The 20,258-nt window shown below is 74.9% G+C and carries 14 protein-coding genes, 3 tRNA genes and 1 pseudogene; 11 read left to right on the top strand and 7 right to left on the bottom strand.

All coding sequences use genetic code 11. The annotated features are described in order from the left end of the window. The first annotated feature begins 72 nt into the window (after positions 1 to 72). The 7 genes and pseudogenes from pelF (at position 73) to AB0O00_RS06920 (ending at position 7,850) form a co-directional block, all read left to right on the top strand. Positions 73 to 1,584: a GT4 family glycosyltransferase PelF gene (gene pelF, locus AB0O00_RS06950; protein WP_363649059.1), complete on the top strand. Its 1,512-nt coding sequence runs from the start codon at positions 73 to 75 to the stop codon at positions 1,582 to 1,584. Positions 1,585 to 1,657: 73 nt separating this feature from the next. Further along, the gene (locus AB0O00_RS06945) at positions 1,658 to 3,181 is read left to right on the top strand and encodes a hypothetical protein (protein WP_363649058.1); all 1,524 of its coding nucleotides are present in this window, start codon (positions 1,658 to 1,660) and stop codon (positions 3,179 to 3,181) included. Positions 3,182 to 3,315: 134 nt separating this feature from the next. Then, a complete protein-coding gene (locus tag AB0O00_RS06940; RefSeq protein ID WP_363649057.1) occupies positions 3,316 to 4,308 on the top strand; it encodes an SDR family NAD(P)-dependent oxidoreductase in 993 nt (330 codons plus the stop codon). A 72-nt stretch (positions 4,309 to 4,380) separates the two neighbouring features. Further along, positions 4,381 to 5,082: pseudogene (locus tag AB0O00_RS06935) on the top strand (sugar phosphate nucleotidyltransferase); the annotation flags it as partial. A 122-nt stretch (positions 5,083 to 5,204) separates the two neighbouring features. After that, a complete protein-coding gene (locus tag AB0O00_RS06930; RefSeq protein WP_363649056.1) occupies positions 5,205 to 6,119 on the top strand; it encodes an NAD(P)-dependent oxidoreductase in 915 nt (304 codons plus the stop codon). Beyond that, positions 6,116 to 6,808, top strand: a complete 693-nt coding sequence (locus AB0O00_RS06925; protein WP_363649055.1) for a spherulation-specific family 4 protein — start codon at positions 6,116 to 6,118, stop codon at positions 6,806 to 6,808. Before AB0O00_RS06930 ends, AB0O00_RS06925 begins: the two co-directional genes overlap by 4 nt. 22 nt (positions 6,809 to 6,830) lie before the next feature. Next, on the top strand, positions 6,831 to 7,850 hold the full coding sequence (locus AB0O00_RS06920) for an endo alpha-1,4 polygalactosaminidase (RefSeq protein WP_363649054.1): 1,020 nt from the start codon (positions 6,831 to 6,833) through the stop codon (positions 7,848 to 7,850). Between the two features lie 60 nt (positions 7,851 to 7,910). Here the strand turns inward: AB0O00_RS06920 and AB0O00_RS06915 are convergent, their stop codons facing one another. Further along, positions 7,911 to 8,108 (bottom strand): hypothetical protein, encoded by a 198-nt coding sequence (locus tag AB0O00_RS06915; protein WP_363649053.1) that lies wholly within the window; start codon positions 8,106 to 8,108, stop codon positions 7,911 to 7,913. A gap of 153 nt (positions 8,109 to 8,261) precedes the next feature. Here AB0O00_RS06915 and AB0O00_RS06910 point away from each other — a divergent pair, with 153 nt between their 5' ends. The 3 genes from AB0O00_RS06910 (at position 8,262) to AB0O00_RS06900 (ending at position 11,931) form a co-directional block, all read left to right on the top strand. Then, the gene (locus AB0O00_RS06910) at positions 8,262 to 9,242 is read left to right on the top strand and encodes an aldo/keto reductase (protein ID WP_363649052.1); all 981 of its coding nucleotides are present in this window, start codon (positions 8,262 to 8,264) and stop codon (positions 9,240 to 9,242) included. Positions 9,243 to 9,369: 127 nt separating this feature from the next. Continuing rightward, positions 9,370 to 9,675: a hypothetical protein gene (locus AB0O00_RS06905; RefSeq protein WP_363649051.1), complete on the top strand. Its 306-nt coding sequence runs from the start codon at positions 9,370 to 9,372 to the stop codon at positions 9,673 to 9,675. A gap of 63 nt (positions 9,676 to 9,738) precedes the next feature. Next, positions 9,739 to 11,931, top strand: coding sequence for a hypothetical protein (locus tag AB0O00_RS06900; protein ID WP_363649050.1), 2,193 nt, complete (start codon positions 9,739 to 9,741; stop codon positions 11,929 to 11,931). A 64-nt stretch (positions 11,932 to 11,995) separates the two neighbouring features. On the opposite strand, the gene AB0O00_RS06895 is transcribed toward AB0O00_RS06900, so the two are convergent. The 6 genes from AB0O00_RS06895 to AB0O00_RS06870 all read right to left on the bottom strand — a co-directional run bounded on the left by AB0O00_RS06895 (position 11,996) and on the right by AB0O00_RS06870 (position 17,906). Continuing rightward, positions 11,996 to 13,006 carry a C40 family peptidase gene (locus AB0O00_RS06895; RefSeq protein ID WP_363649049.1) on the bottom strand — a complete coding sequence of 337 codons (1,011 nt, stop codon included), beginning with the start codon at positions 13,004 to 13,006 and terminating at the stop codon, positions 11,996 to 11,998. Further along, positions 13,003 to 14,277: an SPFH domain-containing protein gene (locus tag AB0O00_RS06890; RefSeq protein WP_363649048.1), complete on the bottom strand. Its 1,275-nt coding sequence runs from the start codon at positions 14,275 to 14,277 to the stop codon at positions 13,003 to 13,005. Before AB0O00_RS06890 ends, AB0O00_RS06895 begins: the two co-directional genes overlap by 4 nt. 225 nt (positions 14,278 to 14,502) lie before the next feature. Further along, positions 14,503 to 17,289, bottom strand: a complete 2,787-nt coding sequence (locus AB0O00_RS06885) for an Ig-like domain-containing protein (protein ID WP_363649047.1) — start codon at positions 17,287 to 17,289, stop codon at positions 14,503 to 14,505. 200 nt (positions 17,290 to 17,489) lie between these two features. After that, positions 17,490 to 17,565 (bottom strand) — tRNA-Arg (locus AB0O00_RS06880). A 31-nt stretch (positions 17,566 to 17,596) separates the two neighbouring features. Further along, positions 17,597 to 17,672: transfer RNA gene (locus AB0O00_RS06875), tRNA-Arg, on the bottom strand. A gap of 140 nt (positions 17,673 to 17,812) precedes the next feature. After that, positions 17,813 to 17,906: transfer RNA gene (locus AB0O00_RS06870), tRNA-Ser, on the bottom strand. A gap of 177 nt (positions 17,907 to 18,083) precedes the next feature. Between AB0O00_RS06870 and AB0O00_RS06865 the strand changes: the two genes are divergently transcribed. Further along, on the top strand, positions 18,084 to 20,258 hold a 2,175-nt coding region (locus AB0O00_RS06865), incomplete at its 3' end, for a PAS domain-containing protein (protein ID WP_363649046.1).

The following is a 20,258-nucleotide window of genomic DNA, read 5'->3' as shown; positions in this document are numbered from 1 at the left end:
GGCCCTGCCACGGCTCACGTTCCGGCCACCCAGGCCGGACACCCGACGCAAGAACAGGAGGGGGGACAGGAGATGCGCGTCACCCTGCTCACCGAGGGGACGTATCCGCACCAGCACGGCGGCGTGAGCGTCTGGTGCGACCAGCTCGTTCAGGGCATGCCCGACGTGGACTTCGACATCATCGCCGTCACCGGAACCGGTCACGAGCCGCTGGCCTGGGAGCTGCCCGCCAACGTCCGGTCCGTCACCACCGCGCCGCTGTGGGGCCCGGCCGCCGAGGCCAGGGCGCCGCGCGGCAGCGAGATGCGGCGCTTCCTCAACGCGTACGAGCGCTTCCTGCACTCCATCCTCGACCCGGTCTACACCACCCACTTCGGCACCGAGCTGTACGGCTTCGCCGACCTCGCCCGGCGCGGGCTGCTCAGCCCCGCGCTGCGCAGCGAGCGCGCCCTGCGCACCCTCCAGCACGTCTGGACCCGCGACTACCTCCCCACGGCCGTCTCCCGGCCCACCCTCCACGACGCCCTGAACGCCACCGACCTCCTGGAACACGCGCTGCGCCCGCTGTCGGTCGAGCCGCCGACGGACGGCGTCGCCCACGCGGCCAGCGGCGGCCTGGCCACCCTCCCCGGGCTGATCGCCGCTCAGCAGTACGGCGTACCGTTCCTGCTCACCGAACACGGCATCTACCTGCGCGAGCGCTACCTCGGCTACCGCACCGGCCCGTACCGCTGGCCGGTCAAGGCGCTGCTGCTCGGCTTCTACCGGATGCTCGCCGAGGAGAGCTACCGGCAGGCCGCCCTCGTCACCCCCGGCAACCGGTACAACCGGCGCTGGGAGGAGCGCGGCGGCACGCCGTCGGCGAACATCCGGACCGTCTACAACGGCGTGGACCCGGCGGCCTTCCCGCCCGCCGGTCCCGAGCCCGAGACCCCGACGCTCAGCTGGGCCGGCCGGGTCGACCCGATCAAGGACCTGGAGACGCTGATCCGCGCTTTCGCGATCGTCCGGCGAGAGATCCCCGAGGCGCGACTGCGGCTCTTCGGGGGCACCCCCAAGGGCGGCGAGGCCTACCGGGACGGCTGCATAGCCCTGGCCGCCGAACTCGGCATCGCCGGCTCGGTGGTCTTCGAGGGCCGCGTCGCCGACATCACCGACGCGTACGCGGCGGGCAACGTGGTCATGCTCTCCAGCATCAGCGAGGGCTTCCCGTTCACCCTGATCGAGGCGATGTCCTGCGGCCGCGCGACCGTCTCGACGGACGTCGGCGGCGTGCGCGAGGCCGTCGGCGACACCGGACTCGTCGTCCCGCCGCGCGAGCCCGAGCCGATGGCCGCCGCCGCGATCGAGCTGCTGCGCGACGCCGAGCGGCGCGGGCGGCTCGGCGAGCAGGCCCGGCTGCGCGTCATCGAGCAGTTCACGCTGCGCCAGAACATCGACGGCTTCCGGGGCATCTACACCGAGCTCCTGGGCACCGCCCGCTGGATGCCCAACGGCGTGGTGGCCGTCGCCGACGACGTCCCGACCGACTGGGACGAGCAGCTCGCCGCCGCCCAGCCCCAGCCGAGCGAGGTGGGGGCGTGAGCGAGCGAAGCGAGCGAACTATCAAGAGGTGCGTGTACCGCGAAGCGGCCGCCGAGCGCAGCGAGGTGGGCGCATGAGCGGTCCCATTCGTCTCGTTCCCGATGAGGCCGGCGCCGACCGGACGGTGCAGCTGCGCACCCTGCCGCTCAAGCGCCGTCGTCCGACCCTCCCGGCGCAGCCGGCGCCCGAGGAGGAGCTCGGCCTCTCCGCGGACCCGCTGGACGAACTCGCCGAGCGGCTGCACGACGTCTGCGCCGACGCCGTCCACCCCTTCGAGATCGCGGCCTTCCTGGAGTCCGACGGCCTCTCCGACGAGCAGGCCGCGCTCCTGTACGGCCGCCCCGACGCCTTCACCGTCGCCGAGGAGCTGTTCGAGAAGGTCGAGCGCCGCTACCCCGGCCCGAGCTCCGAGTTCGCCAACCCCTGGCGGGCCGACCCCTGGCGCTGCGTCGTGCGCGGCCTGGTGTTCGCCCTGCCCGGGCTCGGCTACCTGCTCGGCGCCAACCTGTTCGCGGCCACCCGGATGCGCTTCGGCCTTCCCTCCGGCATGCTCGCGCTGACCGTCGCCACCGTCGCCAGCTGGGCCTTCAACCAGGCGCTCGCGCACCGCGCGTACCGCTGGCTCAGCCGGCTGCGGCGCCGGGAGTCCGCGATCTGCCTGAGCATCGGCGCACCGATCGGCGCGCTGATCGCCTCGGCCTCGGCGTACGTCGTCGGCGGGCCGCTCGCCTCGCTGTTCTTCGCCGCCGGCCAGTCCGCGTACCTGGGCGCGGCGACCGTGCTGCTGGTGCTCGGGCGGGAGAAGTTGCTGCTGCTGGCGCTGGCACCGTGCTCCGTCGGCGCGGGGGTGGTGCTCGCGGCGGACGTCCCGCAGGTCGTCCGGACGTCGGTCCTGCTGACCTCGCTGGTGCTGGCCGTCGGCCTGGCGACCCGGGAGCTGGTGCACTGCATCCGCGGCGACAAGGACGCCAAGGACGCGGTCACGGCCAGGCTGCAGCTCCGTCAGGAGATCCCGCACCTGCTGTTCGGCCTGGCCTGCGGCACCCTCACCCTGATCGCCGGCCTCGGCGTGACCATCCACGAGGCGGTCGAGACCGGCGCCGCGCGGGGCGCCCACACCGCCCCCACCGGCCCGGCCATGATCGCCCTGACGCTGAGCCTCGGCCTCGCCGAGTGGCTGCTCTTCCGCTACCGGGCGATGGCCGTCGCCGCGCTGCGGGTCAGCCACACCTCCGGCGAGTTCGTCCGCCGCACCGGCGGGGTGCTGCTCGGCTGCCTCTTCATCTACCTCACCACCGTGGCCGCCCTGGACGCCGCCGCGACCGTGCTGTGGCCTGGCGCTCCCGCGCTCGGCGTCCCGCAGCTCGGCGCGCTGCTGCTCCTCGGCGGCTCGCTCTGGCTGGCGCTGCTGCTGAACGCCTTCGGGCTCAGCTGGAGCACCGCCCTCATCTGTCTGGCCGCCGCGGGTGCCGAGAGCGCCGGGCTGCTGACCGGTGCGGACCCGACCCTCCTGCAGCTGATCGGCTGCGGGGCGGCCGCCTTCGTCCTCACCGCCATCGCCGGGCCCGTGCTCGGCCGCACCACCCAGCACCGCTGAACACCACCGAAACACCCGCACGAGCGAAACCACGTGCACGGCCGGACGAGCACCACCACGCCGGCCGAACTCACCACCGGCCGGGCCGCCACAGCGCCCGGCGAATCCCCTGAGAAGAAGAAAGCGAATCACGCATGAGCAGCGTCGCCGTCACCGGAGCCGAGGGCTTCATCGGTTCCCACCTCGTCGAGACCCTGGTCGCCGACGGCCACCACGTCCGCGCGATGGTCCAGTACAACTCCTTCTCCTCCTTCGGCTGGCTGGAGACCCTGCCGAAGGACGTGCTGGACTCGGTCGAGATCGTCCTCGGCGACGTCCGGGACCCGGGCTCGGTCATCGACCTGGTCAAGAACACCGAGACCGTCTACCACCTGGCCGCCCTGATCGCGATCCCGTACTCCTACCGGGCCCCGCACTCGTACGTCGACACCAACGTCACCGGCACCCTGAACGTGCTGGAGGCGGTGCGTCACTTCGGCATCCAGCGCCTGGTGCACACCTCGACCAGTGAGACCTACGGCACCGCGCAGACCGTGCCGATCACCGAGGAGCACCCGATCAACACCCAGTCCCCGTACGCGGCCTCCAAGGCCGGCGGGGACCGGCTGGCCGACAGCTACTACGCCAGCTTCGAGACCCCGGTCGTCACCCTGCGCCCGTTCAACACCTTCGGCCCGCGCCAGTCGATGCGCGCCGTCATCCCGACCGTGATCGCCCAGGTCGCCGCCGGCCAGACCGAGATCACCCTCGGCGACCTGCGCCCGACCCGCGACTTCATGTTCGTCAAGGACACCGCGAACGCCTTCCGCACCGTCGGCACCGCGCCCGCCGACGCCGTGGTCGGCCGGACCTTCAACGCCGGCACCGGCGGCGAGATCTCGGTGGGCGACCTGGTCACCCTGGTCGGCAAGCTGATGGGCGTCGACCTCGTGGTCAAGGAGGACGAGCAGCGCATCCGTCCGACCAACTCCGAGGTCATGCGCCTGGTCGCGGACGCCACCAAGCTGCGCGAGGCGACCGGCTGGGAGCCGAACTTCAGCCTGGAGCAGGGCCTGGAGCAGACCATCGAGTTCTTCCGCGACCCGGCCAACCTGGCCCGCTACAAGACCGACATCTACAACGTCTGACCGCCACACCGATCCAGTCAGTCCTGGTTATCAAGGTCCGTGTCCTGCACATCCTTCCGTGGGGGAAACACCATGCATGCAGTGATCCTGGCCGGCGGTAAGGGCGTCCGTCTCCGCCCCTACACCACCGCGCTCCCCAAGCCGCTCGTCCCGATCGGCGACCAGCACGCGATCCTCGAGATCGTGATGCGCCAGCTCGCCGCCGCGGGCTTCAAGACCGTCACCCTGGCCATCGGCCACCTCGGCCACATCATCCGCGCGTACGTCGGCAACGGCTCCCAGTGGGGCCTGCGCGTCGGCTACGCCGTCGAGGACAGCCCGCTCGGCACCATGGGCCCCCTGCTCACCATGCAGGACCGCCTGCCCGAGCACTTCCTGGTGATGAACGGCGACATCCTCACCGACCTGGACTTCGCCGGGGTGCTCAAGCACCACGAGGAGTCCGGCGCGCCGCTGACCATCGCCACCTACGCCCGCCAGGTGAAGATCGACTTCGGTGTCCTGACCACCGAGTCCGGCAGCATCACCGGCTTCCAGGAGAAGCCGAGCATCGACTACCGCGTCTCGATGGGCGTGTACGGCGTGTCCCGCTCCGCGCTCGCCAAGTACACCCCCGGCCTGCCGCTCGGCTTCGACGAGCTGGTCCTCGACCTGCTGGCCGCCCAGACCCCGCCGTCCTCCTACGACTTCGGCGGCTACTGGCTCGACATCGGCCGCCCGGACGACTACGACCGCGCGAACGCCGAGTTCGCCGGCATCCGCCCGGTGCTGATGCCCTTCGAGGCGGCCGGCGTCGCGCCCGCGGTCACCGAGCTGCCGGTCCCCGCCACGCGCACCGCCGAGGACGCCGACCAGGCGCCCGCCGCCGCGGGCGCCGAGAGCGACGGACGGGCCGCGTGAGGATCCTGCTTCTCGGCGGGGACGGCTTCCTCGGCCGCCACGCCACCGCCGTCCTGCGGTCACTGCCCGGTGCCACCGTGCTGACCGCGGGCCGGCGGCCCGCCCACGACCTCCGGCTGGACCTGGCCACCGCCCAGCCAGGACCGCTCGGCGAGGAACTCGCCGCGCTGGCCCCCGACGTGGTGGTCAACTTCGCCGGCGCGGTGGCCGGCAGCGCGGTCAAGCTCGCCGAGGTGAACGCGCGCGGTCCCGCGGTGCTCTGCGAGGCGCTGCAACTGGGCGCCCCGAAGGCCCGGCTGGTGCACATCGGTTCGGCCGGCGAGTACGGCGTCTGCGAGACGGGCAGCTCGCTGTCCGAGGAGGCGGACGCCCGTCCCGTCGGCGTGTACGGCGCGACCAAGCTGGCCGGCTCCCTCGCGGTGGCCGGCTCGCCGCTGGACGCGGTGGTGCTGCGGGTGTTCAACCCGGTCGGCCCGGGGGCACCGGCGGGCTCGCTGCCCGGCCGGCTCGCCGCCGAGCTGCGCCGGGTGGCGCCCGAGGGCGCCGACGGCGTCGTGAAGGTCGGGGACCTCTCCGCCTACCGCGACTTCGTCGACGCCCGCGACATCGCGCGCGCGGTCGGCCTGGCCGCCGCCGCGGACCGTCCGCTCCCCCGGGTGCTCAACCTCGCCTCCGGGCAGGCCAAGCCGGTCCGGGCGATCGCCGACGGCCTGGTCGCGGCGGCCGGCTTCACCGGCCGGATCGACGAGAGCGGGGCGGGCTCCGAGCGCTCGGCCGCGGTCTCCTGGCAGCAGGCCGACGTGTCGGCCGCCGCCCGGGAGCTCGGCTGGCACCCCGAGACCGACCTCGCCGACACCCTGCGCGACCTGTGGCTCAGCACCGAGCCCGGCCCGACCCCGGTCGTCGGATGACCGGGACCACCCCCGACGGCCGCCTGCTGGTGCCGCTGTACGTCCACCCCGCGGTGGACCCGGCGGCCTGGCGGGCGGTCGCCGCCGCCGACCCCGCCCGGATCGCCGCCATCGTGCTCAACCTGGCCGACGGTCCGGGCGAGGTCCCGGACAACGTCTTCGCCGAGGCCGCCGACGAACTGCGCTCCGCGGGCCTGCCGTTGCTCGGCTACACCGACACCGACTACGGCCGGCGCTCCCACGCGGCCGTGGTGGCCGACATTCTGACGTATCGTCAGCGGCATGGCATCACCGGCGTCTACCTCGACCAAGTCGCCTGCCACCCGGGCGCGTTGGCGCACTACCGGCGGCTGGCCACGGCGGCCCGCGCGGCCGGCTGCGGCACCGTCGTGTTCGGCCACGGCGAGCACCCCGACCCCGGCTACGCCGAGGTCGGCCTCGCCGACCTGCTGGTCACCTTCGAGGGCACCTGGGACGCCTATCGGGAGATGACCCTGCCCCTGTGGACCGGCCGCCACGCGGCCTCCCGCTTCTGCCACCTGGTGTACGACGTCCCCGCCGACCAGGCACGGGACGCCACCGCGCTGATCGCCGCCCGACGGGCGGGCGTCAGCGCCGCCGTCCCGGGCTCCGGGGACAACCCCTGGTGCACCCTTCCCCACGGTCTGACCGCCGCTGAACTGACCTGACCAGATCCGGAGTTCGACAACCGTGAACCGCCGTACCCGGCCCTTACCGGCCGCCATCGCCCTCACCACCGCCCTGCTGGCCACCGCGTGCAGCAGCTCCGGCTCCGGGGACGACCACAGCCCGTCGGCCGAGGACTCCCCGAGCAAGCCGCCCGCGGCGACCGCTCCCGGCACTCCCGGTACCCCGAGCGACACCGCGCCCCCCAGCACCCCGGGCACGCCCAGCGCTCCCGGCACGCCGACGCCCACGCCGACCGGCACGCCCGCGACACCGCCGGCCCCCGGCACGCCGTCCGCCCCCGGCACCCCGGGCGGCGGCACCGCCGCCCCGCCGCCGTCCGGCGCCCGCTGGCAGCCCACCCCGGGCCTCACCTGGCAGTGGCAGCTCGGCGGCAACGTCGACCAGTCGGTGGACGTGCCGGTCTACGACATCGACGGCTTCGAGAACGACGCGTCGGTGGTCGCCTCGCTGCACGCCAAGGGCCGCAAGGTGATCTGCTACGTCAACGCCGGTTCCTGGGAGAGCTTCCGCCCCGACGCGACCGCCTTCGCCAAGGCCCTGCAGGGCTCGGACACCGGCTGGAAGGGCGAGAAGTGGTTCGACATCCGCAAGGTCGACCAGCTCAAGCCGCTGATGGCCGCCCGCTTCGACATGTGCAGGAGCAAGGGCTTCGACGCCATCGAGCCGGACACCATCGAGGCCTACAACCAGAACAGCGGGTTCCCGCTCACCGGTGACGACCAGATCCGGTACAACCGCATGCTGGCCCAGCTCGCCCACGAGCGCGGCCTGGCGATCGGCCTGAAGAACGACCTGGACCAGATCCCGGCGCTGCTGAACGACTTCGACTTCGCGGTCAACGAGGAGTGCTCGCAGTTCGACGAGTGCGACCGCGTCGAACCGTTCGTCCAGCAGGGCAAGGCGGTCTTCCACGTCGAGTACAAGGTCGGCACGGACCAGTTCTGCGCCAAGGCCAAGTCGCTCGGCTTCAGCTCGATGCAGAAGCAGCTCGACCTGAACGCGTGGCGCAAGCCCTGCTGAGCCGCACCCGGCGGCCTTCCGTCGCGGGGGTGACCCGGACGGGGGTCACCCGCGCGAAGGTCACTTGACCGCGAGCCAGATGACTCCGCCCAGCACGACCAGGCCGATGACGGCGATCAGCGCGATCGTGCCGGTGCGGTTGCCGCTGCTGCGGCCGTAGGTGGACACCGAGCCGGGGCTCTGCGGCGCGGGGGTCTCGTCGACGAACGCCCGGAACATCTGGGTGCTGCCGGCGGGGTCGTAGTCGTTGTCAGCCATGGCACGGACTCTAACGAATCCGGCACCCGGCCCGACACCCCGGACCCTCCGTCCGGCCGCAGGCCACCCGCCCGCGCAACGGCGGTGCGACAACCGCGTGAAGACCGCCCGAAGCCCGGAATGCCGTACGGGAGGATCCGGTTGACTGCGTCCATGACCGGAAACCACACCGCACCCTCGCCGACGGGCGCCCCGAACCGGGTCCGGCTCGGCAGCTCCGACCTCAGCGTCCACCCGCTCTCCCTGGGCGGCAACGTCTTCGGCTGGACGGCCGACGAGGAGCAGTCCTTCGCCGTCCTGGACGCCTACGCGGCCGCCGGCGGCAACTTCGTCGACACCGCCGACGTCTACTCGGCCTGGGCCCCGGGCAACACCGGCGGCGAGTCCGAGACGATCATCGGCAACTGGGTGCGCAGCCGCGGCAACCGCGACGACGTCGTGATCGCCACCAAGGTCGGCATGCACCCTGCGGCGAGCGGCCTGGGCGCGGCCAACATCAAGGCCTCGGCCGAGGGTTCGCTGCGGCGCCTGGGCGTCGAGCGGATCGACCTCTACTACACCCACCGGGACGACGACACCCCGGTCGAGGAGTTCGTCACCGCGCTCGACGAACTGGTCCGCGAGGGCAAGGTGCGCGCGGTCGCCGCGTCCAACATCGGTGCCGAACGCCTCGCCGAGGCGCTGGCCTTCGCCGAGCGCGAGGGCCTGGCGAAGTACGTGGCCGTCCAGCCGCACTACAACCTGGTCTCGCGCGGCACCTTCGAGGGCCCGCTGGCCGACGTGGTCGCCGAGCACGGCCTCGCGACCGTGCCGTACTACGCGCTGGCCTCGGGCTTCCTCACCGGCAAGTACCGCCCGGGCGGCCCCGGCGTGGCCAGCGCCCGGTCCGAGGGCGCCGCGCGCTACCTGGACGACCCGCGCGGGCCCGAGGTCCTGGCGGCGCTGGACAAGGTCGCCGCCGAGCACGGCGCCGAGCCCGCCACGGTCGCCCTGGCCTGGCTCGCCGGCCGCCCGACGGTCGCCGCCCCGATCGCCAGCGCCCGCACGGTCGAGCAGCTCCCGCCGCTGCTGGCCGCCGCCTCGCTGCGGCTCACCCCGGAGCAGACGGCGCTGCTGGACGCGGCGTCCGCCTGACGCCACCACCGCGCGCCCCCGCGGGCCGTGTGCGCGCCGCCCGTACGGGTGGTGGCACACGGCCCGCGGCCGTTCCCGGGCCACCATGGTCCGAGTCCGACCGACCCACCGCAGCCCGGGGGCCCGCTTGCCCGACCACCCCGACCGGAGCGGCTTCGCCGTCTCCCCGTCCGACCTGTCCGCCCACGCCGGACGGGTCGACGAGCTCCACGCCGGCCTCACCGCCGCCGACGACCCCGCCCGCGACCGCACCACCACCGCCCACGCCGACCTGGCCGGCTGGCGCACCGGCGCCGAACTCCGCGCCCGAGCCGCCCGCTGGGACGACCAGGTGGCCGCCTTCGGCGGCATCCTCCACGACCTCGCGCACCGCCTCCGCGCCACCGGCACCGCGTACGCCGCCACCGACCGCGCCCTGGCCGCCGAGGAGTAGCGGCTTGCCTCCCCGCCGCGATGCCCCCGCCGCCGCTACCCCCCGCCCGGCGAGGAGCCACCCGTGTTGAGCTACGAGACCGTCCGCTCCACCAGGCTCGACGCCCTCACCGCCGCCGCCGAGGAGTGGACCGCCCTGCGCGCCCGCTGCCTCGGCCTGCGCGACCGGCTCGACGGCGAGATCGCCGGCCCGCTGGCCGAGGGCTGGGACGGCGAGGCGGCCACCGCGGCCCGCGCGCTGATCGCCGAGGTGGCGGGCCAGTTCACCGCCGCCGGCCAGGAGTCCGCCGACCTCGGCACGCTGCTGGCCGACGCCTCCGACCAGTTCGGTGAGGCCCAGCGGCAGCTCGTCCGGCTGGCCGACGAGGACGCGCCCGCCGCCCACCTCCGGGTCTCCCCCACCGGCGCCGTCACCGACGTCCACCCGCTGCACGACGACGAGGCCGCCCGCCACCAGCCCGAGTACCAGGCCGTCTTCCTGCCCGAGCGCCGCCGCGCGGTCGCCGAGCTGGCCGGCCGCATCGAGTCCGCCCGGCGCGCCGCCACCGAGGCCGACGAGGCCGCCGCATGGGCCCTGCGCTCGGCGCCGCCCGCCCCGGGGGACCGTCCGTTCGGCCCGGACGGCTGCCACACCCTGGCCCAGGCGCGACAGGCCCGCGCGGACCTCGGCGCCGCCCTCACCCTGGCGGCGAAGCGCGCCGCGCTCGCCCCCGACGAGCTGACCCGCCTCGACGCGCTGCTCACCGCCCACGCCGACGACCCCGCCTTCGCCGCCGGGTTCGCCACCACGCTCGGTCCGCGCCCCGCCCTCGAACTCTGGCGCGACCTCAACGACCCTGCGCTGTCCCCTGCTTCGGACCAGCGGCGCACCGACGGGCTCCGCCGCCTCCAGTCCTCCCTCGGCGCCGTCCTCGGCACCGCCACCCACAGCACCGACCCGGCCATGCGCGCCTGGGAGCAGGAGATCCTCCGCCTGGGCCCGAAGCAGCTCACCCGCCCCGGCGGCGGCCCGATGCCGACCGGCTACCACCTGATGAGCGCCCTGCTGCACTCCGGCCGGTACGCGCCGGGCTTCCTCACCGCCTACGGCGAAGGCCTGCTGGCCACCGAGCGCGCGGCCCAGGTGTCCCCGCAGCTCCTCTGGGCCCCCGACGGCACCGAACCCGCCTGGGACCACCTCGGCGAGGGCCGCGGCGGCGACCCGGTGACCGGTCTCCTGGCCGCCCTCGCCCACGACCCGGCCACCGCCACCGCCTTCCTGGACCCGGGCGACCCCCGGCGCGGCGACCACCTCTCCTACCTCCTGCGCGAACGCCGCTGGCCCGAGGAGCTGGTGGCCGGCGCCCACGTCCGGGGCCACCACACGCTCGGCCTCGCCATCCAGGCCGCCACGACCGGCGGCCACCCGGACGGGTTCCACGCCCACACCGCCGCCCAGGCCCGGGTCATGCGGGACACCGTGACCCTGCTGGACGCCGGCATCGGCCGCGAGCACCTCCCGCCCGGCCTGCACGCCCCCGTCGCCGCCGCCCTCGCCGACTACGCCGCCGACACCCACGCCGTCCTCTCCGGCACCAGCCGGTCCGCCAAGGACCACGCCGCCGCCGCGGCCTCCGGCGTGTGGACCGACGAGCGCACCGGCGAGGTGCGGATGGCCGTCGAGAAGGGCCCGCTGATCCGCACCCTGCGCGGCCTCGCCGACCTCCCCGAGGCCCACCACCTCGTCCAGCAGGCCGAGTTGACGCACATCGCGGAACGGCTCGGCGGCCTCCCGGCCGACGCCTCCGAGCCCGAGTGCAAGGGACTGCTCGCCAACTCGGCCGTCGCCCTCGGCGTGCTCGACGCCGTCCAGGCCGACGCCGTGCTCGACCAGCGCGACGACGCCGCCAAGGTCGCCGCCTGGAAGGCCAAGGGCCTGTACACCGGCCTCGACGCCCCGCTGAAACTCGTCCCCGGCCCCGGTCTCGGCGAACTGACCCGGCGCGTCCTGGCCGCCGGCATCGCCGACTGGCAGAGCGGCGCCCTCGACGCCATCGACGCCGCCGCGGCCGGCCGGATCGAACGGAACACCCTCACCGGGCCGGACGGCCGCACCGGCCACGAGGGCGTCACCGCGATGGTCGAGCAGTGGCGGCGCGAGCACGGCCACCCCGACCCCGACGGCCTCGCCGCCGACTGGGACAAGCAGCAGCTGCGCACCGTCTACAACACCGGCCGCACCGACGCCGCCGCGGCCCTCGGCCGCACCGGCGGCTGACCTCACCGGAACGCGACGGGCCCCCGGCGGTCGAAACCGCCGGGGGCCCCCGCAGCCGCCGGTCCTACGGCCGGCCGAAGTGGGTCGGGTAGTAGCCCGCGTTCAGCGTGGAGACCCGCACCGTCTTGCCCGGCCGCGGCGCCTCCACGAACGTGCCGCCGCCCAGGTAGATCCCCACGTGGTGGATCCCCGAGGCGCGCCCACTGTCCGACCAGAACACCAGGTCACCGCGGCGCAGCTGCCCCGCGCCGATCGGCGTGGTGGCGGCGTACTGGTCGTCGGCCACCCGCGGCAGGCTTATCCCGCTGCGCCGGTACGCCTGCTGGACGAGCCCCGAGCAGTCGTAACCGGACGGCCCGTCGCCGCCCCAGACGTACGGCTTGCCCAGCTGGGCGAGCGCGTAGTCGATGGCCGACTCCGTTCTCCCGGAGGAGGTGCTCCCGGAGGACCTGCCGTCGGAGGACCTGCCGTCGGAGGAGGGCCGCGACGGCGCCGGGCCGGAGCCGCCCGACCGGCCGGTCCGGTCCAGGTAGACGTCGTAGTGGCTGGTCCAGCGCCAGTCGCCGCTGACGCCCTTGAACCAGTACCTCGACCCGTCCCAGCCCTGCCGCATCCCGTCGGACCCGGCCGAGCCGTTGGACTCCGCCGAGCCGCCCGAGCCGCCGGACTTGCCGGTCTTCACGGACTTGCCGGTGCGGTTGGCGTAGACGTCGTGGTGACGCGTCCAGCGCCAATCGCCGCTGCTGTTCTTGAACCAGTACTTCGACCCGTCCCAGCCCTGCTTGCCGGCCTCGGCGTGCGCGGTCCCGGCGCCGGCCGTCAGGCCGACGACGCCGGCGCCCGCCAGCACGGTGGTGGCCAGGCAGGTACTTCGCACGGCGCGGTGTATTCGGCTGCCCCCGGCCTCCGCACCGGGGCGGGCGCTGCGCGGCCGGGCCGCGCAGTTCGGGCAGCCGCAGCCGGCGATCGCGGGGACGCCGCCGAAGCTCTCCTCGAACCCGATCACCCCGAAGTCGGCGCCGACGTCGGCGACGGCGGTCCCGGGGCCGGCGTACGCGCCGGTGGCTATCCTCATGCGGGTCGTCCTTCCTTCCGCCCGGCCCGGACGGCCGGGGACGGTACCGAGGCGGCCACTCCGGCCGGGGCGACGAAGGCGACCAGCAGTTGCTCCATCAGGGCGCTGCGGGCGGCCTCGTCCAGTTCGTGCGCGGTCGCGCGCTCCAGCCGGCGGACGGCCAGCGCCGCCGCCTCGACCGCGTCGTCCACCAGGACCGTCCGCAGACCCGCGTCCAGGTCGGCCAGCCGGCGGCGACGCATCGACTCGGCGACCTCGGGCGCGTAGTCCAGCGCCAGCGGCTGCACCGAGTACACCTCCAGACCCGCCGGCGCGGCCTCGGCGGCCAGCGCCCTGGTCAGCTCGTCGGCGAACCACTGCCCGTCGCGCAGTGCGGGCCCGGGCGCCGCGTTGCTGTCGCACGGCAGGGTGGACGCGGTGCGGGTAAGCACCGCCTGGACCTGCTCGCGCAGGTAGCTCTCGTGGTCCTCGATCGCCAGCAGCGCCCGCGCGGTGTCCTTGACCCGCCAGACGATCAGCAGCCGGACGACGATCGGGGTACCGGTGCGATCGACCACCTTGGCCGGCTCGCTGCGCCAGTGCCGCAGCCGCACGTCGACGCGACGGCGGCGCAACAGCGGGTTGACCCAGACGAGGCCGGTGCGGCGGACGGTGCCCCGGTAGCGGCCCCAGCGGGTGAGCACCCGGGTCTCGCCGCCGGCGTTGGCGAGCAGCCCGGCGAGGGCGTACACGACGAGGAGCCCGGCGGCGCTCACGGCGGCGACCGACAGGGCGTCCACCTCGGCCCGGCCGCTCCCGCGCGCGGCGGTGCCGCGCAGGTCGGGCAGCGCGTCCCAGTACGGGATGACGCCGTCGTGCAGCAGCACCGCGAGGACTCCGGCGACGCCGGCGAGCACCGCGAGGAGCGCCACCCAGCCCGGCAGGGCGGTGGCGACGCGCTCGCGCAGCGCCTGGTCGGCGCGCGGGGGCCGGCGGGACGTCACGGCCACGATGCCGCCGGCGGGGGTGGCGTCGGGGAGTTCGACGGTCTCCGCGGCAGCCGTCTCCAGCGGGTCGCGCAGGTCGGCTCTGCCGTACGCCGGTCCGGGGAGGACTGCGACGGAGGTGGTGACCGCACCGCCGTCGGCCGGGCCGGCCGGGCCGGCCGGGCCGGCCGTCCTGGCGGGCTTGGCCAGCGCGCTCGCGCCATTGGCGGAACGTTCCGGCATGGCCGGCGGGAGCGTCTTGGGCAGGTGGTCGGGTCGCTGCGAAGAATCGCGGGTGACGTCCATGCACGGATCCTCGGGGTCGGTGTGTCGCGCAACGGGCGGCCCGGATCTGACGGGCAGTGCCAGAGTCAGGCTAAGTTCATACGTCATCAAATGCGACATTTAATCCGTCGTGTGTCGACATTTACTGACGAATCGTCCGAAGCCGACCTGACGCGCAGGCACATGATCGGTTGGTCGGGTTGAATCGAGTGGCTATTGGAAGGGCCTCGGGTGCTCCGGCGCAGGTCAGCGCCGTCGGGAACCCGGCCCCCGGGCGAACACCCGGCGGGTGATCAGCCCGATCGCGGCGAGCAGCAGCAGGCCGCCGGCGAGCCCGGTGCGCCACCGCGCGGGCCCGGACTCGTGGGCCGCCGCCTGCGAGCCGTCCGCCCCTTCGGGCGACGCGGCCGGCGGCACCGGCAGCGGCCGGGCACTCTCGGCGGGCGCCTTCGCGGCATCCGCCGATAGCGGCGCGGCGGTGACGGCCGCACCCGCTCTGGCGGTTCCGGACACGAACGCCGACGCGGACGCAGACGCGGATCGTGACGGAACGCCAGACGGCGACGGGACGACGGCCGGGGTCGGCGGGGCGGAGACGTCGGTGGCCGGCACGAACGGCGGAGCGACCGGCGGCACGAAGATCGGCAGCCACCCCGTGGGCACCGGCGCGAACACCTCCACTGCGGGCGCGGTCGCACTCGACGAGGCCGACGCAACCGCCGACCCCGTAGGCACCGCAGGCCTGGACACCGACGCCGAGGCGGAGACAGAGGCGGAGGCGGACGGCTTCGGCGAACCCGGCACACTCGGGCGCGACGGACTCGGGCTCGCCACGACCGGGCTCGGCGCCACCGAAGGCGCCACCGAAGGCGACGGCACCGCGACGCTCGGCGCAACCGGGCTCGGCGCCGCCGGAGGTGGCGTCGCCGCGACGCGGACCCGCACCGGATCCCCCGCCGCCGCGTTCCCCGCCGGGTCCGTCGCCGTGACGGTCAAGGCCTGCTCACCGTTGGTCAGGTCCCGGTTGGCGGTACATGTCCAGCTCCCGTCGACGGCCACGGCCGCCCCGCACAGGACGACCCGCTCGTCCGAGGCGGCCCCGCCCGCCTGGGCGGTGACGAGCACCCGCGTGCCCGTCCCGGCCCGCCCGGCCAGCCGGGGCCGCGCCGTCCGGACGGTCTCCCCGGCGGCCGGCGCGGTGAGCACCGGCTTGTCCGGCGGGACGGTGGTGACGACGAGCGACACGGCCTTCCCGGCCGTCCGGTTCCCGGCCGCGTCCACCGCGACGGGGGTCAGCTGGTGGCGCCCGTCGGCCAGGTTCTCCACTGGCAGGCAGGACCACTCGCCGTCCGTCCGCACCGTGGTGCTGCACACGTCTCCGGCGGAGCCGCCGCGCACCCCGACCGGCTGGTCGCCGACCGCGACGGTGTTGCCCGCCTCGCCGGTGCCGGTGAGCTGGAGGCCGGGGTCGTTGGTGTACTCGGGGAGGGTGAGTACGGGCGCGGCGGGCGGGGCGGTCTTGACGGTGAGGCGCACGGGCTCGCCGCGCAGCACCACGCCGCCGCTGGTGGTCTCGACCGGAGTGAGGCCGTGGGTGCCGGCGGCGAGCGCGTCGCCGGGGCGGCAGTTCCAGTCGCCGCCGCGCTCGACCCGGGCCCGGCACAGCGGTGCGTCCCCCTCGCGGACCTCGACCGTGGCCCCGGCGACGGCGCCCTCGCCGCGGATCCGCGGCCGGACCTCGGCGGTCGTGGTGCCGTCGACCGGCTCGGCGATCTCGGGCCTGGCGGCCCCGACGGTCAGCTTGATCCGCTGGTCGGAGACCTCCCCGGAGTCGGCGAAGCCGCCGGAGGCGATCAGCTGGGCCGGGTCCCGGGCGATCCGCAGCCGGGCCCAGGTCTCGCCGGTCGCGGCGCCGGCGGGGACGGTCCACTCCAGGATCGCGGTGTCGGCGCCGGGCCGGACCTCGGCCTGCACCCGGTCGGCCGGGTCGAAGCGCCCGCTGCGGTCCCAGTCGATCCAGCCGGCCAGGGTCGCCGGCTGGTCGCCGACGGCCACCGGGACGGTGAGCCGGTAGTAGTGGCCGATCGCGGCCTCGGCCGGGAAGCCGAGGGAGGGGTCGGCGCCCTGGTACTCGCCGCGTCCCGGCTGGAGCTTGGGCGGCACGGGGTTGGCCCAGAGGTTGTGCCGGTCGGCCGTGCCCCGCACCGCGACGGCGGTCCGCGCACTGCGGTGCGCCGACGGGTTGGCGTCCGCGCCGAGGAAGAGGTCGGAGAGCACGTGCGAGGCGTTGCCGTACGCCTGGGGGGCGGTGCCGAGGTCCTCGTCGACGGTGACGGTGTAGGCCTGGCGCAGGACGGGCGGGGCGGTGGTGCTGCCGGCCCTGGCGTTGGTGCGCTGCTCGACCCGGAAGACGGCGGTGCGGAACGTGCCGGCGAGCTCCAGGCTGCCCTCGGCGGCGGCGCCGCCCGAGCCGTCGGTGGCGCCGTCGGCGCCGGCCGGGGCGAGGGTGTTGGCGTCGACCGTCCAGCCGGGCCAGTCGGTGCGGTTGACCAGGGCCGGGGCGCTCGGGCTGCCGCCGGTGAGGGTGAGCCGGGCGGCGGTGCTGGTGGCCCCGGACTTGCCGGTGGCGAGGGCGGCGAGCCCGCTCGCGTGCAGCCGGGGGTTGCGCACCGGCCGCGAGAACGTCAGCCGGAGGGTGCCGACCGTGCGCCAGGAGCCGTCGGCCTGGGGCCGCGCGTCGTCGATCCGGAAGGTCTGGGCCGGGTCGCCCGGGCGCGTTCCGTCCGCGTACAGCCCGGCCGCGCGCCCCCCGCCGGCGCGGTCGGCCAGTTCGCCCGGCTCGGCGGTGGCCTCGAAGCCCGGTGCGGTGGCGAGGTCGAACTGGACGGAGAGGCCGGAGGGCAGGACCGCGCGGTGCTCCGCGTTCCAGGCGTCGGGGGACTGCTGGGCCGCCGAGGGCAGGCTCCAGGCGATGAGGAGCCCGGCCGTGAGAGCGGCCAGGGCGGCAGCTGCGCGGGGGAACTGTCGGCTCATCCGGCTCTCCTTCGCGGTCGGCTGCCGGGTGGCGGGCAGTCTGGGCACACGATGTGACAAAACGGAATCACGACCCTGAACCGGTCATACTGCGACACCTGGGCTTTTGGCCGGGTCCCACCCGTTTGGAGGCCGTCCGGGCGACTCGTACCCCGAACAGAACGAAAGAAGCCCCCGGCCGATGGCCGGGGGCTTCTTGCTGGTGCGCTCAGCAGGATTCGAACCTGCAACCTCTTGATCCGTAGTCAAGTGCTCTATCCGTTGAGCTATGAGCGCAAGGAACGGGCGAACCCGATCTTGCGGAGGTTGGTGCGCTCAGCAGGATTCGAACCTGCAACCTCTTGATCCGTAGTCAAGTGCTCTATCCGTTGAGCTATGAGCGCTCGCCTCGGTGACCGTGTCTCCGTGGCGTTGCGGGAACAACATTACATGACCTGCGACGCAGGACGAAATCGATTGCTCCGGCCCCTGCCCGGACATGCGAAGGGCCCCGCTGACGAGATCGTCGGCGGGGCCCTTCGGCTGGCGGAGGCTGAGGGATTTGAACCCTCGATCAGGAATAACCCCGAAACCGCATTAGCAGTGCGGCGCCATAGACCGGACTAGGCGAAGCCTCCTCCACAAGGACCGCACCCGCTTGGCGGACGCGTTCCGTGTGCCTGTGATGATGCCACACCCGTGGGGCTCGGCACCAACCACCGCCAACGTTACTAGCCGGGTCGTCCCCACCGCAAAGAAGAATGAGATACTGCCGACTCCGGAGGAGCTGCCCCAAGCCGAGGAGACCTGTCGACGTGAGCAGCAGGCCGATCCGAGGCGCTGCTCGCCTCGCCGCCATACTCGACGCCCTGCCCGACGCGTTGTTGCTGGTGAACAGCAACGGCACCGTCGTGGATGCCAATGCCGCGGCCGTCCAGCTGCTGCAGGCCCCGGGCACCTCGCTCGTCGGCATGGGCGTGCTGGGCCTGCTGCCCGAGTTCGATCCCAGCCGGATCCCCGGCTCGATGCGCCCGGCCCCGCGCGAGGAGGAGACCCTCGACCGCCCGGTCCGGATGACCGCCCACCGCACCGACGGCACCACCCTGCCCGTCGAGGTGTCCGGCAACGACTTCGCCGACGACGGCGCCGGCGAGGGCCGTGGCTACGCGCTCTCCCCGCTCGTCCCGTACGACCCGTACCGCGAGGGCTCCCGCTCGCCGTCCGCGAGCGACCTCCTCCTGCTGCTGGTCCGCGACCTCTCCAGCCGGCTCGGCGTCGAGGCGGAGCTGCGCCGCCAGCACAAGCAGACCGAGATGATCCTGCGGGCCGCGGCCGAGGGCGTGCTCGGCGTGGACCTCGAAGGGCGCTGCGTGCTGGTCAACCCGGCCGCCGCGCACATCCTGGAGTACCGCGCGAGCGAGCTCGGCGGGCGCGAGCTGCACCCGCTGATCCAGCACTCCCGGGCCGACGGCAGTCCGCTGGCGCTGGAGGAGTCCGCGCTGATGGACACCCTGACCTCCGGACGCAAGCACCGGGTGCGCGGCACCGTGCTGTGGCGCAAGGACGGCCGCCCGGTCACCGTCGACCTCACCACCGCCCCGGTGCGCGACGGCGACCAGCTGGTCGGCGCGGTGATGACCTTCACCGACCGCAGCCGCGAACTCGCCCTGATCGCCCGCAACGAGCACCTCACCGCCGTCCTGGAGAGCGAGCTCGGCGGCGCGCTGACCGCGCTGAACCGGCGCCTGGACGCGCTCGCCGCCGACCCGGCCGGGCAGTTGTGGCCGGAGGCCAACTGGACGCTGCGCCGCCTCGCCGACGAGTGCCGCCGCTTCGGCCGGCTGATCGACGGCGTGCTCGCGCACCAGCGCTCCGAGGCCGGCGAGGCCGCCCAGGCCGACGGCCGGGACGGCAAGGACGCGAAGGGCGCCAAGGGCGAGCGCAAGGGCGCCGAGCAGCGGGTGCCGGTCGCGCTGGACAAGGTCGTGCGGCTGGCCGTCGAGGACGCCGGCGAACTGGTCGGCGCGGGCCGGGTGCGCTTCTCGGTGCACGCCGCCGGCGTCGAGGTGATCGCCGACGAGCAGCGCCTCGCGCAGGCCCTCGCCCACCTGGTCGCCGACGTCAGCGGCGTCGGCCTCTCGCTGGACGCCCCGACCACCGCCTCCCCCGGGCTGGCCAGCGGCGGAGGGGCTCCGCTGCCCCCGTCCGCCGGCGAGCCCCCGCTGGTCGTCCTCGCGGCGGCCCAGCGCGGCGACGTCGCCCGGGTCGAGATCCGCGGCCCCGGACGCGGCGGCAGCCCCGTCCACCTGCCGATAGCCCGCGCGGTGGTCGAGCGCCACGGCGGCGTGCTCCAGCCGCACGAGCTGCCCGGCAAGGCCGGCACCACGTACGTCGTCGAGCTGCCGCTGGACCCGGCCGCCGCGAAGGCCGCCGCCGAGCGCGCCGCCGCCGAGGGCCGCTCCGACCGGCCCAAGGAGGGCGACAGCGCCGTCCTGCCCGACCTGCCGGGCATCCCCCAGCTGCCCGCCGCCCGCCGCTCCGAGGACGACCGGCCCGCCGAGCGCGCCGCGGACGCCGAGGCGGACCGCGCGCCCGCCGAGGAGACCGCCCCCGAGCGGCGCGGACGCCGCGGCCGGCCCGCCGCCGGGACCACGGACGACCAGACCCCGGCCGACCAGTGGCCGAACGCCCCCGCACGCATCGAGCGGGCCGTCCCCGAACAGTGGAACGGCACCGGCAACGACCCCGCGTACGGCCGCCAGGCCCAGCCCGGACCGGACGGCGCGCAGCCCGACCCGTGGGGCAAGGACGACGGCCGCTCCGGCCCGGCCTACGCCGTCCCGGTCGACGGCGAGGGCCCGCAGGAGCGCCCCGCCGGGCGCGCCCCGCTCGCGCTCGGCCCCGGCACCGGCGACGCGCCGGGCACCGGAACCCCGGCGGAGGGCACCCCGACCGGCGAGGCCAAGCCCCGGCGCCGCCGCGCCCGGGAC

Source organism: Kitasatospora sp. NPDC093558 (assembly GCF_040683475.1).
In the GTDB taxonomy this organism is placed as follows: domain Bacteria; phylum Actinomycetota; class Actinomycetes; order Streptomycetales; family Streptomycetaceae; genus Kitasatospora.
Note: the sequence above shows the minus strand (reverse complement) of the source record. Positions and strands in the feature narration are given on the sequence as shown.